Origin of the sequence: Psychrobacter sp. Ps7 (genome assembly GCF_022129225.1) — a bacterium.
Lineage (GTDB): Bacteria > Pseudomonadota > Gammaproteobacteria > Pseudomonadales > Moraxellaceae > Psychrobacter > Psychrobacter immobilis_A.
The window spans coordinates 1-16,086 of the sequence record NZ_JADQAH010000029.1 but is presented as its reverse complement, the minus strand read 5'-3'; the positions used below and the strand labels follow the sequence as shown (position 1 = coordinate 16,086).

The following is a 16,086-nucleotide window of genomic DNA, read 5'->3' as shown; positions in this document are numbered from 1 at the left end:
TTTAATTGATCATTTAACTGTCTATTTATCAGTGATAGGTGAGTTATTTATTACCTATCATTGACAGTGAGGACACGGCCCAGTTATATAAAAATTATATCAACCACCTTTTAAAAGCGACTTCCAACAATAGCTTGAGTAAGAATCCCACAAACCCTGCGCCTAGTGCTAAGAAAATCCAAAATGTACCCGCGCGCCCAGCTTGAGATTCTTTAGAGATATCCCACATAATAAAAAATAAGAAGGCGATGAATATGGGTAGTAAAACATACAATCCCCAACTGGTAACCGTACTGGCAGCAATAGCAAACATGGCATAATCCTATAAAGTAGTAACGCCGCCTTTATTTATATTATTTTATGGATCTTTTGATAATAATTGCCTTCAAAATGAAGTATCACCATTCATGATATAAGCAGTAATCCATAAAATAAGTCAGAAAAAAGCAGGCAGCAATACAAACCGTTATTATAACGCGGAAGCGAGCAGGTATAAACTGCTGCTAAGTATGAGACAACAGTAACGCTACAATTTGCAGGGCTGACTGATCGGTAACAGCGCTAAATCCTGATCTATTTAAAGCATTTCAATCTGACTTATCGTGAATGAAAGCACAGACAACGCCTGTTAGGGCGTGTCTCCAATTCAATCGATTATCCTCTAAATGGGATAAAAATGGCTAAAAATGGCTAAATTTTGCCAAACATCGTCAAATAGCTTATCAATATCTCGATATTATTTGCGCTACTTTCCTTATTTAACGGCAATTTATCTCCTTTTTATCACCATTTTTACAATGAGGACACGCCCTAGTCACCTAAATTATCAGTGTTAACTGTCATAACCGTAAGATTTTAGTGCTAATTTTGGTGCACATAGTGCAATGCAGGGCAAAGATTGTTATATTTACAGGTTACTTATCTTTTTTGTATTATTTTATCCCCTGCAATGTCGGTCGCTATTATAATAGGCAGTTATTGGCTGCTCGCATTCGCCACATTTTTATACCGTTTTTGTTGTTTATTTAACTGAGTTCAAATCCTTATGTCACAAGCCCAAATTGATACACTTGCATCACTATTTAACGATGCGATTCAAACCCTACAAGCAGATGGCACGTTACCAAGCGATTGGCAAAATAATAGCCAAATCACCCGTACTAAAGACTTAAGCCATGGTGATTTCGCCAGTAATATCGCGCTGACAGCGGCCAAAGCTGCCAAGGTCAATCCACGACAGCTTGCCGAAAAAATCGTCAATGCGCTGCCTGAAAACCAAGACATTCGCCAAGTAGAAATTGCAGGTCCAGGCTTTATTAACGTGTTCTTAAATGCGGAAGCCAAATTTGCGGTATTAGATGATATCTTTGCCTTGCAAGATCGCTTTGGTTTAAGCGATCAGTTTGACGGGCAAAAAATTCAGGTTGAGTTTGTCTCTGCCAATCCAACGTCAAGTTTGCACGTTGGGCATGGTCGCGGTGCAGCGTTCGGTATGAGCGTGGCAAACCTGCTTGAAGCGATTGGTTATGACGTCACGCGTGAGTATTATGTCAACGATGCGGGTCGGCAGATGGACATCTTGGCGACCAGTACCTATTTGCGTTATCTGGAAACCAATGGCGAGCAAATAATCTTCCCAGTCAATGGTTATCAAGGTGATTATGTCAGTGACATCGCCCAAACGTTAAAAGCGCAACACGGTGATCATTACGTTCATAGCTTTGCAGCAATCGCTAAAGATGTGCCAGCAGATGCTGAGTTTGAGATCAATGCGGACGGCGAAAAAACACTGCTATCAGGTGACAAAGAAGCGCATATTGATGGCTTGATTGCCAACAGTAAAGCCTTGCTTGGTGAAGGTTATGAGCTGTTTTTAAATGCGGCATTGAGCAGTATTTTAGCCGATATCAAAGATGACTTAAATGACTTTGGTGTGCGCTACGAGTGCTGGTTTAGCGAACGGTCTATTGATAGCGATATTGAGCCAGTCTTGCAAACCTTAGATGAAAAAGGCTATCTATACGAAAAAGACGGTAATATTTGGTTTAAATCAACCGATTTTGGTGATGAAAAAGACCGTGTTGTGCGCCGTGCCAATGGTCAATCTACTTATTTTGCTTCTGATATTGCCTATCACAAAAACAAATTTGATCGCGGTTTTGATAAAGTGGTCAATGTTTGGGGTGCCGATCACCATGGTTATGTGCCACGCGTAAAAGCTGCTTTATTGGCGCTTGGTATTGATGCTGATCGTTTAGATGTGGTGCTTGTGCAATTTGTTGCACTATGGCGTGGTAGTGAAAAAGTGCAAATGTCCTCGCGTTCAGGTCAATTTGTCACCCTGCGTGATTTACGTACCGAAGTTGGTAACGACGCCGCGCGTTTTTATTATGTCGCCCGTAAGCCTGAAGTGCATATTGATTTTGATTTGGAGCTGGCTAAATCACAAAGCAAAGACAATCAAGTGTATTACATTCAATACGCGCATGCTCGTGTTTGCCGAGTATTAGAAAAACTACAAAACAGTGGTCTTGTGGTAGATGATGCGATTGGTTTAGAACACCAAAACTTACTTAGTGCACCAAACGAAGACGAGCTGATTAAATTATTAGCAGGATATCCAGCGACATTATTACGCGCCGCGACGGGTTATGAGCCACATGTCTTGACCAACTATCTTAAAGAGTTGGCAGCGCTATTTCATGGTTGGTATGACAGTAATCGCATTTTGCCAGTGAGTTTGACCTCAGGTGAGACACCAAGCTCGGATGAGATGGAATTGATGCAAGCCCGTTTGCGTTTGTCTAAAGCCGTACGTCAAGTATTGGCCAATGGTCTTAGTTTGTTAGGGTTGTCGGCACCATCTAGCATGTAGTTTTTTTCTAGTATATAGTAACTTTCTAACATGTAGTATGAGTATAGATGACTGCCAGCCATAATTTGATGATAGTTAGATTCAGTAGGGAGAAACAGATCCATGCTAGCCAAAAAACCTAAAGGTGCGACTGAAAAACGCAAAACAAGTAGCGTATCAGGCTTATTGTGGATGTTTGTCGGGGCGGTATTGACCCTTATGATAGGGGTATTTATATACTTGTCACCATTATTTGATTTCAGTCCCGCTGACAGCACCGCTGGTAATGATCCTGATCGTCAGGTGCAGCCACGTGTCGACACTGATACTGATAATGGTGATTATGAGTTCTATGATATTTTGCCCAATCAAGAGATGGCGACTATTCCTGATGAAGATATTGCTGAGACAGGCAATGATCGCATAGGGGATATCAGTGCCTTTGAGCCTGATGTGGTGGTGACTCAACCTGAGGATGGCTCAGCCAGTCGCAATGATGATACTGGTAACTTTGGTATCTCTGAAAACACGGTTATTGCGCCCAGTCGTGGCAATAACGCTGCTACCAGTAATAGCGGCGATGACATTGTGATCGTTGAAGAAGACGCGACCTATGATGGATCGACGCCTGCTAGTAGCAATAATACGTCCACCAATAATGCAGGCGCAGGTACTGCTAGCGTTCAGGCTGCAAAACCTGCGGCAACTTATATTTTGCAGATCAACAGCTTCGGTGATGCGGATGAAGCAGATCGCCGCCGTGCTCAAGTGTTGATGGCAGGTGTAGACGCTCGCGTGGTCAAGAATACGACGGGTAATGGTTTGCCAATCTATCAAGTTATTTCTCGCCCGATGAATAACCGCCAAGCAGTAACCACTGCTCAGCAGCGCCTACAGAATAACGGTATTGATTCCATCATCGTTGAACAGCGTCGTTAAGTTGCGCTGTTTAATAACAGTTATAGTTCTTTATGAATAATAAAAAAAGCGTCGCAATGACGTTTTTTTTATCTCTGATTTTTAGCAAAGTTATTTTTCTGTTGGTTTATTACCTTTCATCAAAAATTTTATAAAGAGCGTGGCTATGACTGTCTCTCATTTAGCAACACCGCCTACCAGCTTCATTAAAGCATTTTTCCAAAAGTATTTTATTGATGCGTTTACTGGCATGGCTTTAGGGCTATTTGTCACGTTGATTGCTGGTCTAATCATCTCGCAAATCGGTGGCTGGTTAGATTTGCCCGCATTGGTTGCGGTGGGCAAGCTTGCCTCAGTACTAATGGGTGCGGGTATCGGAGTAGGTATCGCCTATTACCTTAAAGCACCGACGCTCGTCATGCTCAGCTGCTTGGTGGCGGGTATGCTTGGCGCACACTCTGAAGCATTAATGGCAGGGACGTTATTTACGCCCCAAGTAGGTGGACCTGCGACCTTTGCCGCCTTACCGGGGAATCCGATAGGGGCGTATTTGACCTCGGTATTTGCTTGTCGTGCTGGTACTTGGGTCGCTGGCAAAACCAAGCTCGATATTCTATTGGTTCCTTTATTGGTATGCGCGGTAGCATTAGCAGTTTGCGCCCTATTGAATCCACCTATCGTCGCTGCGGTCGCTGCCATTGGTCAAGGTATTCAAGCGGCCACTGAGTTACAGCCTCTGTTAATGGGTATTGTGATTGCAGTGGTAGTGGGTATTTTATTGACATTGCCAACGTCCAGCGCTGCTATTTGTATCGCAATTGGGCTTGGCGGCGTATCAGGCGGGGCAGCAGTAGTAGGCTGTGCGGCACACATGATTGGCTTTGCCGTTGCAAGCTTTAAAGACAACGGCGTCAGTGGCGTAATATCTCAAGGTCTGGGCACCAGTATGCTACAGATTCCTAATGTGTTAAAAAAACCGCTGGTGTTGTTGCCTGCTGTGATTGCCAGCGCCATCGTTGGTCCTATTGCGACAGTAGGTTTTGGACTGGCATGTACGGCAACGGGTGCGGGTATGGGTACCGCTGGATTGGTCGGCGTATTTGGAGTGATTGAAGCGTCACAAGACATCATGAGTACGGGTCAATTATGGACAGCGATTATCCTGTTGATGTTTGTATTACCTGCGCTAATTGCAGGTGTGGTCGCTTATGTAATGCGCCGCATGGGCTGGCTGGTTGATGGTGATATGAAATTGCCTTAAATTAAAGATAAAGGACGCAAACTGTCCTAACTATCAATAATAAAAAAGCCCAGCTATTTAAATAGCTGGGCTTTTTTACTATATAAATTATGAGCTTGTTTTAATTAGCGGCGTACATCTTTAGGGGCATCACCATTGGGCCAATCTTTGTCTTTGTTGGCTTTGATAGGTCGCGGCAGATGGGTAAAGTAAGCAGCAATATCGACCGCTTCTTGGTCACTAAGCGAGTTACCTTGACCAAAGGGCATTTTGCCCTTGATAAAGGCCGCTGCTGTATAAGTTCGTGCCATACCTGCGCCATCGTTGAAGGACTTGTCTCCGGCTACTGCTGGATAGATATAAGTGCCATCGTCGTTATATTGACCTTCGCCATTTTCACCATGGCAAACGCTACATTTTTCAGCAAACAGCTTTTTGCCATTGTCCGTATTTGGCTCTAAAGTTTTGTCTACCTTAACAAAACCGCGACCTTCAGGCGAGACACCATAAGGCAAGCCCTGCGATAGCCAGCTCATATAAGACACCATCGCATTCATATCATCTGAACCTAGATCAAGTGCTTTGCCATTCATTGAGCGTTCAAAACAGCCATTGATGCGCTCTTGTATTGAATTCACGCGACCAGCACGTGACCGATAAATAGGATAAATGCCCGGCATGCCATTCCAAGGCGCCGCATAGGCCTCTGAGCCGTTACCCAAGTGACAGCTGGTACAATTCAACTGGTTGCCGACATTGTCAGGCATTTCTTTATAAGTATGATTGGCGATTTGTAAGCCGCGACGTACTGCTGCGCCGAACTCATCATCTGGAATAGTGGATTCATCTGGCATGCTAACGCTCAGTTTGGCGCTTGGATTTGCAGCCATCTCGTCTTTAATTTCTGCGGCACGTGCCTCAAGTGACTTAACACGGGCTAACGCTTCAGCTTCTTCGACACGGTCAACGGCCTTGGTATCTGATTCACTACAGCCTGACAGGTTAACCGCACCAATAGCAAAGATAGCAGCCAGTAAAACGGAGGAAGAGGGTTTGACCCTTAAAAGTATTTTCATTGGAATATCCTTATTATCAAAAATAATATGTAATAATATATTTTTATGATAATTTAGCTGTCAGAGTGACAGAAGTAATCTTAATTTTTGTGCAAAAAATCTGAATGAGTCATCAATCTGTAAGTTGCTAGAAACATAATTGTACCAAATATTAAATAATTAAAGTATATAAATAGATAAAGTGTTTTGGCTTTAAAGAGATATGAATTAATTTCATACCGTATGAAGAACGATATTGAAAGACAGTATTGAAATTCTATCGATCAAAAAAGCGCTTAAATATTGATAATATTTAAGCGCTTTTTTGTGGGCAAATACTCTTAAAACATACTATTTTGGCGTGCTTGATTTTTTATGGCGGCGTGGCTTGAGCTTACGAGAGAGCGTATGGACATCGTTCAATATTTGACTGTATGTCGCTGGAAAGACACGCTGTACCGCGTCGATTATTTTGGCATCATTGCCAATAAGACAGCGCGGTTGATTGGTCGCGGCAGCCTGCAAAATAATCAAAGCGGCATTGCCTGCATCAAATTTCAGGAATTTATTAAAGCTCTGAATGGCTTTGGGGCCAGTACGCATGCCAATATCATTGATACTATCATTGCCACGGGCACTATTGGCAATATTGGTTTTAATCCCGCCGGGATGGATGCAGGTCGCTGATACACCGCAGCGCTGAATATCTAACTCTTGACGCAAGCTTTCGGTAAAGCCGCGTACAGCAAATTTACTGGCGTTATACGCAGATTGTGACGGCTGCGCGGTCAAGCCAAACAGGCTTGAGATATTAATGATGTGACCATGCTCGTTAAATTGGCGCGTTTTGTTTTTTTTGCTGCCATTCGGCGATTCGCTGTGTTTGACACTATTTTTAATCAATGGCAAAAATGCCTTGGTGCCATAGACCACACCCCAAAAATTGATGTCCATTACCCATTCAAGCTCGCTAATGCTACTGCCTTCTACGGTCGAATATAGCGCCACGCCTGCATTATTAAAGATGAAGTTCACTTTGCCATGGTCTACCATGACGCTATCTGCCCACGCTTCCACGGCTTTATAGTCTGAGACATCAAGTACTGTCATGGTCGCTTTGATGTCATAACCGACGAGCAATTCTTTGGTCTGTGCCAGTTGCACCGCGTTGATATCAGAGAGCGCCACGTGGCAGCCCATCTTTGCCAAATGAATAGCCAGCTCGCGCCCCATACCAGAGCCAGCACCCGTAATAGCCGCGACATGATTATGATAATAAGGAGTAATATCTTGGTCTATCGTGGTATGAAAAGGCAAGTGTTGACGTAATGAGGTTGCGATAGAAGTAACATTGTTAAGCATGATAAACAGTCCTTTGTTTCATCAGTGATAGGTGTTGGTAGCACATTTACCTTAGCATGCTTTGTGATTTTAGCTATGAACGATTGATAGACGCCGCTGTCACTTTACCCATACATTGGCTGTCATAAAAAGATCATAAGTGAGCAGCCATAAAAAAACGTCTAGCATAAGATATGCTAGACGCCTTTACTTCAATGACAGTTTTAATAAAGCTGATAACCACCGCTAAGCGTCGATTGCTGTTTGCTCTGAGTCGTCGGTAGAAAAGATGATTTCAGGTGTTTTACCTTCATTAATCACTTGCTCGTCGACGATGACAGTCTTGGCGTTCTTCATAGAAGGCAACTCGTACATGGTCTCAAGGAGCGCATTTTCGACGATAGAGCGCAGTCCGCGAGCACCTGTTTTACGCGCCATGGCTTTTTTGGCAATCGCATCGAGCGCTTCTTTGGTAAAGCTAATGTCAGCGCCTTCCATATCGAATAGATACTTATATTGCTTAACCAAAGCGTTTTTTGGTTCTGTCAATATCTGCACCAATGCGTCCTCGTCCAGCTCTGTGAGCGCAGCAAGAACAGGAAGACGACCGATGAGCTCAGGAATAAGACCAAATTTGATCAAATCTTCAGGCTCTACTTGTTGCAGTAATTCTGAGCTGCGTTTGCTATCGTCTTTTGAGCTGACATCGGCGTTAAAGCCGATACCGCCTTTTTCTGTACGCTGCTGAATAACCGCATCAAGACCGGCAAACGCCCCGCCGACGATGATTAAAATGTTACTCGTATCAACTTGGATCAGCTCTTGCTGTGGATGCTTACGACCACCATGTGGCGGAATGGCAGCGACCGTACCTTCGATAAGCTTTAGCAACGCTTGCTGTACGCCTTCGCCTGACACATCACGGGTGATAGACGGATTGTCGCCTTTCTTACTGATTTTATCAATCTCATCGATATAGATGATGCCTTGTTCCGCTTTGCTCACATCATAATCTGATGCTTGCAAAAGTTTTTGCACGATGTTTTCGACATCTTCGCCGACATAACCTGCTTCGGTCAAGGTCGTCGCATCGGCCATCGCAAAAGGCACATCCAGTAGACGCGCCAAGGTTTGCGCCAGCAAGGTCTTACCAGAACCCGTTGGGCCAATCAACAAGATATTGCTCTTAGCCAATTCAACCATGGCATCGTCAGCGCCAATCTTCGCTTTTTTGCTGTCATTGGCTAAGGTTTGGCTAACTTTTAGACGCTTATAATGGTTATAGACGGCAACTGCTAAGGCTTTTTTAGCAGCGTCTTGTCCAATGACGTATTCGTCAAGCTTGGCACGCAGCTCTTTTGGCGTTGGTAGCTTTTTATTGACCCAAGAAGTATCAATGTCGCTGTCATCATCGCCATCTTCAGCGCTATCAGCGATTAAATCGGTACATAGCTCAATACATTCATTACAGATATTGGCATCGTCAGCGGCAATCAGCTGCTGTACATCGCTTTTGGCTTTGCCGCAAAACGAGCAATGCGGGGTGTTATCTTCTGCCATAAAAGGCGCTCCTAAAATTTAAAACTTACAAATATTTTGATTTTTTACATCAAAGCCAAAACGTATAACGCTCAGGCTTTTGATGCCCATCAAAGCTTTTGCTCTTATGCGGTAATTATAAAGAAGTAGGGCGGCGCTCTAATACTTCATCAACCAGACCGTATTCTTTGGCTTCTTTCGCATCTAACCAAAAGTCACGCTCAACGTCTTTTTCAATTTTCTCTAATGGTTGACCAGTACGTTCTGCCAAAATCTCATTCAAACGGGCACGCGTTTTTAGAATTTCACGCGCATTAATTTCGATATCGGTTGCTTGACCTTGCGCGCCGCCTGAAGGCTGATGAATCATGACACGAGCATTGGCAAGAGAGTAACGCTTGCCTTTTTGACCAGCCGCGAGCAAGAACGAGCCCATGCTATAAGCGCCGCCCATACAGATGGTCGATACTTCAGGTTTGATAAAGTTCATGGTATCAAAGATTGCCAAGCCTGCACTCACTGAGCCGCCTGGTGAATTGATATACAAATGAATGTCTTTGTCTGGGTTTTCTGCTTCTAAAAATAGCAACTGTGCGACGATTAGATTGGCCATATGGTCTTCGACTTGACCGGTCAAAAAGATAACGCGCTCACGCAATAGACGAGAGAAAATATCAAACGAGCGTTCACCACGAGAGGATTGTTCAACGACCATTGGCACTAATGCTGCATGCGCAGCTTGAGGGGCGCTTTGGGTATATTGCATGCCTTGTGCGTCATTGTGCGCACTCATCAGCATATCAAAATGTGGGTTGGCAGTGATGCGATCATAATCTGTCATAAAGATGTCCTGTTTATAAGTACATAAAATAAAGGGATTGAAGCTAGCGAGCGGCTACGCTTGTATGGCTGCTCATCATGCTAGATGTTGCCGCTTTTTAATAATATTCGCTGGCTGAAATAATAAGCGCTAGATATCGCTAAAAATAATTGAGCTAATGGTAACTTTTTTATTGAGGCAATAGTAACTTTTTCATGTGAAAAATAATTTTCTATTTATAACATGAGTGCTATTAATAAAATGATTGACTCGCTATTAATAAGGCGTCTGTAACCATTTATCAAGGGGCTTGGTTATAAACTGTCCATAAAGATAGCATATAAATCCCCAATAAAAATGCCCTAACACATATGTTAGAGCATTGCGTTAGAGCATTATGTTAGAGCATGTTTAGATTGAGATTAGCAATTTGCCATTGAATGGCAAATTGCTAAGTTATCTCACTAAATTACATGCCTTGCTGCTGTTGCTGTGCAGCTAATAGGTCTTGGTAGCTAACTTCTTTGTCAGTTACTTTACCTTGCTCGATTAAATAATCAACTACTTGGTCTTCTAGTACTACAGACTCAATGTTCGCGCGCTGCTGCTTGTCATTGGTGTAATACTCGATTACTTCGCTTGGATCTTCGTAGTTTTCAGCGGCTTCTTTGATGAAGGTTTCAACGCGTTCTTGATCGACTTCTAAGCCTTTGGTATCGATAACGCGAGCAACGATGATGCCAAGACGAGCAGCACGTAGCGCTTGCTCTTCAAATAGCTCATTTGGTAGCATGTCTTTATCGAAGCTATCAGCATTGGCACCAAACTGCTGAGAAAAACGTTGCATCATCATGTTGCGTTGACGCTCGATTTCTTGCTCTAGCATAGCATTTGGTACGTCAAATTCGTTCTTTTCTAGCAATGCGTCAAAAGTCGCTTGCTTAACTTGGCTACGAGCCGCGTTTTTGATTTCGCGTTCCATGTTTTTGCGAACGTCTTCTTTCAACTTCTCAACGCCGCCTTCTTTCACGCCGAATAGCTCAAGGAACTCTTCGTTGATTTCTGGTAGCTTAGATTTTTCAACCAATTTTACATTGATTTTGAACTGAGCTTCTTTACCCGCTAAGTTTTCAGCTTGGTAATCTTCTGGGAAAGTGACGTCGATAACTTTCTCTTCGCCAGCTTTCATGCCTTTGATACCCGCTTCAAAACCAGGAATCATCTGGTTGCTACCGATAACCAGTTTGAAGTCTTCAGCAGAACCGCCTTCGAATTTTTCGCCATCGATAGAGCCTTCAAAGTCAAAAGTTACTTGATTGCCTTTGTCCGCTTTACCTTTTTTCTCAACGAATTCTTCACGTTGCTTTTGAAGGTTTTCGATCATAGTGTCGACGTCTTCTTCGCTTACTTTAGCCGTGTGACGCTCAACTTCGATCTCATCGATACCTTGCACGTCTACTTCTGGGAAGATTTCAACAGTGGCTTGATAAACCAAGAAATCATCTTCAAGTTTTACGTCGTCGATGTTAGGCATGCCAACCGCGCGGATGTCTTCAGATTTGATCGCTTCAAAAACGGTATCACGGATCACATCGTTGATGACTTCTTGTTGAATGCCAGCACCGTACTGTGAACGGATATGTGACATAGGGACGTTACCTTTACGGAAACCGTCAATCTTGGCAGTTTTCGCAACTTGGCGAATACGACCTTCGACTTTGTTTTGAATTTTTTCGACAGGTACTTTAACTGTCAACTGGGTTTCTTTATTAGATAGCTTGTTGGTTGTGACTTGTAAATCTGTAGCCATGTTAATTACACCTTTAGGATTAAATAGTACGTTTGATTAAATAGTACTTAGGGTTAAATGGTAATAGACAAACCGTGCCTCAAATTACGGGCGTGTACCATGGGTTGCCGTTGGAATAAATAGGGGATAGCGATAGCGCGCAATGTCAGTACCTTGAGCAATCGCCTTTGGTCACCACTGGCGCTGACTGATACTAAAATGTGAAACGGTTATCTTAGTGATAGGCGCTATCAGATATCAATCATAAACCGTTAATGCACCGCATAATAACGCTTTTTGGTGAATTATACAGACAAATAACGGCTTTCAACAAAATTTTAAAAGTAGAACAGTATAATCTATCTGTTTATTAAAGTAAAAATTATCTCTTTATCGTCCATTCACTTTGAATCTGCTACATCGTCAATCTCGCTTAAACTACGATTTTTACCTCTGCGCTAGACTTTCTTGTATTAGCATTAATAGCTAAAGGAATAAATTGAATCCACTATAAGATTTAAGGGTTATCTACAACGGCAACTGCGTCAATAATTGCTGAATCGCTTGCCCCCGATGACTAATGCTATTTTTATCAGCAGCACTTAAGCTCGCGGCGCTAGCTTGCAACTCTGGCAACCAAAACAGCGGATCATAACCAAAACCGCCGTCACCATGCGCTGTCTCTAATATCTCACCCTGCCACAGACCTTGCGCGATAATCGGTAGCGGATCATCAGCATGGCGCACCATCGCCAGTACGCAAACAAATAATCCTTTAATAGGCTCGTTAGCGTGCTCAGTACGAATAGGTTGCAAATCAGCGATGAGTTTGGCGTTGTTTTTGCCATCATTGCCATGCTCACCAGCATAGCGAGCAGAATAGATGCCGGGTGCATTACCTAATACTGGCACACATAGTCCTGAATCATCTGCAATCGCAGGTAGACCACTAATTCGACTGGCATGACGTGCTTTGATAATGGCGTTTTCTACAAAGCTCAACCCATCTTCTATCGCATCGTCAATATTGAGCTGACCTTGCGGGATGATCGTCACATCCAAATCTGCCTCGGCAAACAGCCTTTTAAACTCAGCCAGTTTGCCTTTATTATTACTGGCGAGCACCCATTGATTATCAAGGGTCGATTGGGTAGAGGATCGTGAGGTATTCGTGGTGCTCATAGGGTTATTCCGTTATGTCATTATTAAGAATATGGTTAGTGAAAGTATCATTATTGAAAGTATGGTCAGTTTTTAAATTATAGCGGTATCTTAATGCCAATTTCATCAGTTTATCAGTCAGCTAAGTGCCCTAGCACGATTGGCATGGCAAGGCATTCTGCGCTTAGTCTATAGACAACCAAAGGCTATACTAACAGTGTTATCCATAACATTTGGTAACTGATATTTGTCGCCACTGTTGCTATAATAGCCGCCAAGCTACAGTGAATGATATCTTATGGCTTGTGAATATTAAGTTAATAAATGCTTATGAAGTCAAGCACTTGGCTTTTGAGCAAACTGTAACAAAAGTAAGTTAATTTTGGATTCATAATAATACGTGATACTGTGTTAAACAATAAACGGTATTAAGCAATAATATTCATTTCAAACAATAAACTCAGCCAATTTAGTCCGCCATTTTATAGTGTTTTTTATCATGTAAAAATAGCGTAAAATTCAGTTTCTATAATGAGTTTTTATCAAATGACGGCTAAAAACAGCAAGGATAAAATAACTATGTCAAACATTACTTTACCAGAGCTACCATACGCAAAAGACGCACTAGAGCCACACATCAGTGCCGAGACGCTAGAATACCATCATGACAAGCATCACAACGCCTACGTGACTAAGCTTAACGAATTGCTACCAGGTTCTGGTCTAGAAGACAAAACATTGCCAGAAATCATCGTAGCAACTGCTAAAGATGACAGCAAGCAAGGTATGTTCAACCAAGCAGCCCAAGTATGGAACCACACGTTCTACTGGAACTGCATGACGCCAACTAACGGCGGCGGCGAACCTACTGGTGATCTAAAAGCGAAAATCGAAGAAGATTTCGGTAGCTATGACAAGTTCCGTGAAGAGTTCAAAAACGCAGCATTGACTCAGTTCGGTTCAGGTTGGGCATGGCTAGTCGCTGATAAAGTCGGTGGCAAACTGTCAATCGCCAAAACTGCTAACGCTGATACACCACTTGCACATGACCAAATCGCGGTATTGACTTGTGATGTATGGGAACATGCGTACTACATCGATTATCGTAACCGTCGTCCTGATTATGTTGATACGTTCCTAGACAAGCTAGTGAACTGGGACTACGCAAATGCTAAATACAAAGGTCAAGATGCTGGTGTTGAAGAGTAATCTTTAACAACTAAGTATTTGATTAAAAAAGAGGACGCTGAGAGGCGTCCTTTTTTTTGGTTTTTATTCTGTTAAATAAGACTGCTATTTCAACTATTTATTCCAAAATTTATAGTTCAATGAGTCTTCGCGTGTTTTTATATTTTCATTAACTTTGGATGCAGTTTGAGATGTGATTTCACCTTTCTTTACCATCCTACTTATCTTGCGTTTAATTTCTATACGCTCATCAAATCTTTGGCGGTTAAGGTTTATTCCGTTTAGTAGTAATTTACTCATAAACATCAAAAAACCTTCATACTCTACACAGAATTCGATATAGCTTCTAACCGATTCAGTTATATCTTCCCATTCACTGTTTCTATCGGCGAGGTTATCAAAATCGCAAGGTTTTATGATAGGTTTGTTTGGGATACCACATTCCTTAATGTCACTACTGATATATATTTTACGAGCAAGTTCAGAGCAGTAAGAATAATTTTTAGCTGGTTTACGTTTTAGAAATATTAAATATGGTTGTTCAGTATAATAAATACATGATTTACTAATATTTTCAAAACTTGATTCTGGTATATTTTTTAGGCGAATGACACGCCAGTTATTTTCAACGTTTCTAAGTATTTCTGGAACCAATCTTAAGGAGACCCCTGTTTTTGGTATGGCATCAACACATACAAACTCGGAATGAGCTACTGCAATATGACTTGACCTTGCTTTCTCATAGAAACTCTTTTGCAATTTAACTAGTGTCTTGGAAGATGTGCCAATACCAGTAACAAGAATTAAGTCGCCGGGTTGTAATTGATGGTTAAAACCTTTCAGTTTTTCAAGAAACTCATTATTTTCACCACGTACTAATTTTCGATATATAGGCAAGTGTTCTTCCTTTATACCCACATGTCGACCTGCCATATTTAATAGTCGATCAGGCATACTTTTGTTTTTTTTGATTATGTTTTTAGCAGAATTTCCCGTGTTTATTGCTTTAAACACATCAGCTGTTAACTTCGTTGATATTGAGTGTTGTACGTCTTTCATAAACGATCCTTATTGAGTAAGATAGCAAACTAAAGTTTCATTATTTTATTATTCTCAATTTTATTTCATATGAAAATATAATTTCACAACACCTCAAACCCAAAATTATCCAACGCTTCTCGCAGCATTGCAATATTATAATAAGCATGCGCATTGACGGTGTTTTGAAAGAAGATATATAGCGTATCAAAGTGCTGACGCTGATTGGCAATCGCTTGCGCCCAGTCGTTCATTTCAGCCTCAGAGTAACGATAATCATGGCGGTCAGCAGCGCTCATCGCATCCCACCAGTTTAGATTATTACCATGCATACGCAGGTAACCAGTTCGCTCGGTAAATATCAATCGTGATGGCGGCAGACCGCTGACCTTAGGATAATCGACGCTACACCAAATCAAACCTTGCTTGACGAAGCTATCGACCACTTGCGGGGTATGCCAGCCGTTATGACGGAACTCGATGGCTAATGGATAATCCTTAAACCAACTAACGAGATTTGCCAGATATAAACGATGCTCACGGGTACGATCAAAGCCGTGTGGGAATTGTAATAGTAGTGGAGCTAGAGCATTGGCTTCGATAAGTGGGGTTAGCGCAGTCAAGAAAGCTTGCGCGTGCTCGGCAGTGCCTTTACGTGCATGAGTAAAGTCTTGATGGAGTTTGACTGCAAATTTCAATTCACTATTTGCTTCGGCATAGGCTTTATTGACCATACCTGCAAAGGCTTTTTGTCCGATAGGTGCGTAAAAGGTGCTATTAATCTCTACCGCACCATATTGCTTGGCATATTCACGTAGGAAGTCCGTCTTTTTGGTGCTCGTTGGGTACAGCGTGCCGAGTAGGTCGGTATCGCTATAGCCGCCAGTGCCGAGGTAAATACGCGGGGTAGGGTTACTGTCCATGTTGACCACTCACTGCTGTTCTTTGATGATTAAATTTTTGGCTATTTTTTACGTGCCCATAGCCATTCTATTAATGCCAGTAAAGCATCATTGTTTGCGTCATTACCAAGCTCGCTACCGCTTGGTTTATGATGACTCAGTTCACGAATGATTGCCGCGCGTCCATCATTAAATAGCGATTGCGCATAGCTGGTCGCGTCTTCGACACCCATCAATTTCA

Annotated in this window: 13 protein-coding genes; 4 read left to right on the top strand and 9 right to left on the bottom strand. The window is 42.4% G+C overall.

Annotation, left to right across the window (positions count from 1 at the left end; all coding sequences use genetic code 11):
* Window positions 1-94 precede the first annotated feature (94 nt).
* A complete protein-coding gene (locus I3257_RS10100; RefSeq protein ID WP_045448016.1) occupies window positions 95-313 on the bottom strand; it encodes a DUF2788 domain-containing protein in 219 nt (72 codons plus the stop codon).
* A gap of 732 nt (window positions 314-1,045) precedes the next feature.
* On the opposite strand from I3257_RS10100, the gene argS reads away from it, so the two are divergent.
* The 3 genes from argS to I3257_RS10085 all read left to right on the top strand — a co-directional run bounded on the left by argS (window position 1,046) and on the right by I3257_RS10085 (window position 5,033).
* Complete coding sequence (gene argS / locus I3257_RS10095) at window positions 1,046-2,875, top strand: arginine--tRNA ligase (RefSeq protein ID WP_201560831.1); 1,830 nt, start codon at window positions 1,046-1,048, stop codon at window positions 2,873-2,875.
* A gap of 102 nt (window positions 2,876-2,977) precedes the next feature.
* The gene (locus I3257_RS10090) at window positions 2,978-3,793 is read left to right on the top strand and encodes an SPOR domain-containing protein (protein ID WP_109592480.1); all 816 of its coding nucleotides are present in this window, start codon (window positions 2,978-2,980) and stop codon (window positions 3,791-3,793) included.
* Between the two features lie 145 nt (window positions 3,794-3,938).
* Window positions 3,939-5,033, top strand: a complete 1,095-nt coding sequence (locus I3257_RS10085) for a PTS sugar transporter subunit IIC (RefSeq protein ID WP_238049665.1) — start codon at window positions 3,939-3,941, stop codon at window positions 5,031-5,033.
* Window positions 5,034-5,137: 104 nt separating this feature from the next.
* On the opposite strand, the gene I3257_RS10080 is transcribed toward I3257_RS10085, so the two are convergent.
* The 6 genes from I3257_RS10080 to rdgB form a co-directional block, all read right to left on the bottom strand.
* The gene (locus I3257_RS10080; RefSeq protein WP_201560829.1) at window positions 5,138-6,088 is read right to left on the bottom strand and encodes a c-type cytochrome; all 951 of its coding nucleotides are present in this window, start codon (window positions 6,086-6,088) and stop codon (window positions 5,138-5,140) included.
* Between the two features lie 330 nt (window positions 6,089-6,418).
* Entirely contained in the window at window positions 6,419-7,429 is a 1,011-nt protein-coding gene (locus tag I3257_RS10075) for an SDR family NAD(P)-dependent oxidoreductase (protein WP_269135354.1), read from the bottom strand.
* 225 nt (window positions 7,430-7,654) lie between these two features.
* Window positions 7,655-8,968: an ATP-dependent protease ATP-binding subunit ClpX gene (gene clpX, locus I3257_RS10070; RefSeq protein WP_238049664.1), complete on the bottom strand. Its 1,314-nt coding sequence runs from the start codon at window positions 8,966-8,968 to the stop codon at window positions 7,655-7,657.
* Between the two features lie 115 nt (window positions 8,969-9,083).
* Entirely contained in the window at window positions 9,084-9,788 is a 705-nt protein-coding gene (gene clpP, locus I3257_RS10065) for an ATP-dependent Clp endopeptidase proteolytic subunit ClpP (protein WP_270896824.1), read from the bottom strand.
* Between the two features lie 448 nt (window positions 9,789-10,236).
* Window positions 10,237-11,577 carry a trigger factor gene (tig, locus tag I3257_RS10060; RefSeq protein WP_087814794.1) on the bottom strand — a complete coding sequence of 447 codons (1,341 nt, stop codon included), beginning with the start codon at window positions 11,575-11,577 and terminating at the stop codon, window positions 10,237-10,239.
* A 507-nt stretch (window positions 11,578-12,084) separates the two neighbouring features.
* Entirely contained in the window at window positions 12,085-12,738 is a 654-nt protein-coding gene (gene rdgB / locus I3257_RS10055) for an RdgB/HAM1 family non-canonical purine NTP pyrophosphatase (RefSeq protein WP_238049663.1), read from the bottom strand.
* Window positions 12,739-13,296: 558 nt separating this feature from the next.
* Here rdgB and I3257_RS10050 point away from each other — a divergent pair.
* Complete coding sequence (locus I3257_RS10050) at window positions 13,297-13,926, top strand: superoxide dismutase (RefSeq protein WP_045448006.1); 630 nt, start codon at window positions 13,297-13,299, stop codon at window positions 13,924-13,926.
* A 93-nt stretch (window positions 13,927-14,019) separates the two neighbouring features.
* Here the strand turns inward: I3257_RS10050 and I3257_RS10045 are convergent, their stop codons facing one another.
* Both I3257_RS10045 and I3257_RS10040 read right to left on the bottom strand, forming a co-directional pair.
* Complete coding sequence (locus tag I3257_RS10045; protein WP_201560825.1) at window positions 14,020-14,964, bottom strand: hypothetical protein; 945 nt, start codon at window positions 14,962-14,964, stop codon at window positions 14,020-14,022.
* Window positions 14,965-15,047: 83 nt separating this feature from the next.
* Window positions 15,048-15,866 (bottom strand): DUF72 domain-containing protein, encoded by an 819-nt coding sequence (locus I3257_RS10040; protein WP_201560824.1) that lies wholly within the window; start codon window positions 15,864-15,866, stop codon window positions 15,048-15,050.
* Between the last annotated feature and the right edge of the window lie 220 nt (window positions 15,867-16,086).

Coding starts and splice junctions, on each gene's coding strand:
- I3257_RS10085 (WP_238049665.1), top strand. CDS start 3,939: ATGACTGTCTCTCATTTAGCAACACCGCCTACCAGCTTCATTAAAGCA.
- clpP (WP_270896824.1), bottom strand. CDS start 9,788: ATGACAGATTATGATCGCATCACTGCCAACCCACATTTTGATATGCTG.
- I3257_RS10045 (WP_201560825.1), bottom strand. CDS start 14,964: ATGAAAGACGTACAACACTCAATATCAACGAAGTTAACAGCTGATGTG.
- I3257_RS10040 (WP_201560824.1), bottom strand. CDS start 15,866: ATGGACAGTAACCCTACCCCGCGTATTTACCTCGGCACTGGCGGCTAT.
- rdgB (WP_238049663.1), bottom strand. CDS start 12,738: ATGAGCACCACGAATACCTCACGATCCTCTACCCAATCGACCCTTGAT.
- argS (WP_201560831.1), top strand. CDS start 1,046: ATGTCACAAGCCCAAATTGATACACTTGCATCACTATTTAACGATGCG.
- I3257_RS10090 (WP_109592480.1), top strand. CDS start 2,978: ATGCTAGCCAAAAAACCTAAAGGTGCGACTGAAAAACGCAAAACAAGT.
- I3257_RS10075 (WP_269135354.1), bottom strand. CDS start 7,429: ATGCTTAACAATGTTACTTCTATCGCAACCTCATTACGTCAACACTTG.
- I3257_RS10080 (WP_201560829.1), bottom strand. CDS start 6,088: ATGAAAATACTTTTAAGGGTCAAACCCTCTTCCTCCGTTTTACTGGCT.
- I3257_RS10050 (WP_045448006.1), top strand. CDS start 13,297: ATGTCAAACATTACTTTACCAGAGCTACCATACGCAAAAGACGCACTA.
- tig (WP_087814794.1), bottom strand. CDS start 11,577: ATGGCTACAGATTTACAAGTCACAACCAACAAGCTATCTAATAAAGAA.
- I3257_RS10100 (WP_045448016.1), bottom strand. CDS start 313: ATGTTTGCTATTGCTGCCAGTACGGTTACCAGTTGGGGATTGTATGTT.
- clpX (WP_238049664.1), bottom strand. CDS start 8,968: ATGGCAGAAGATAACACCCCGCATTGCTCGTTTTGCGGCAAAGCCAAA.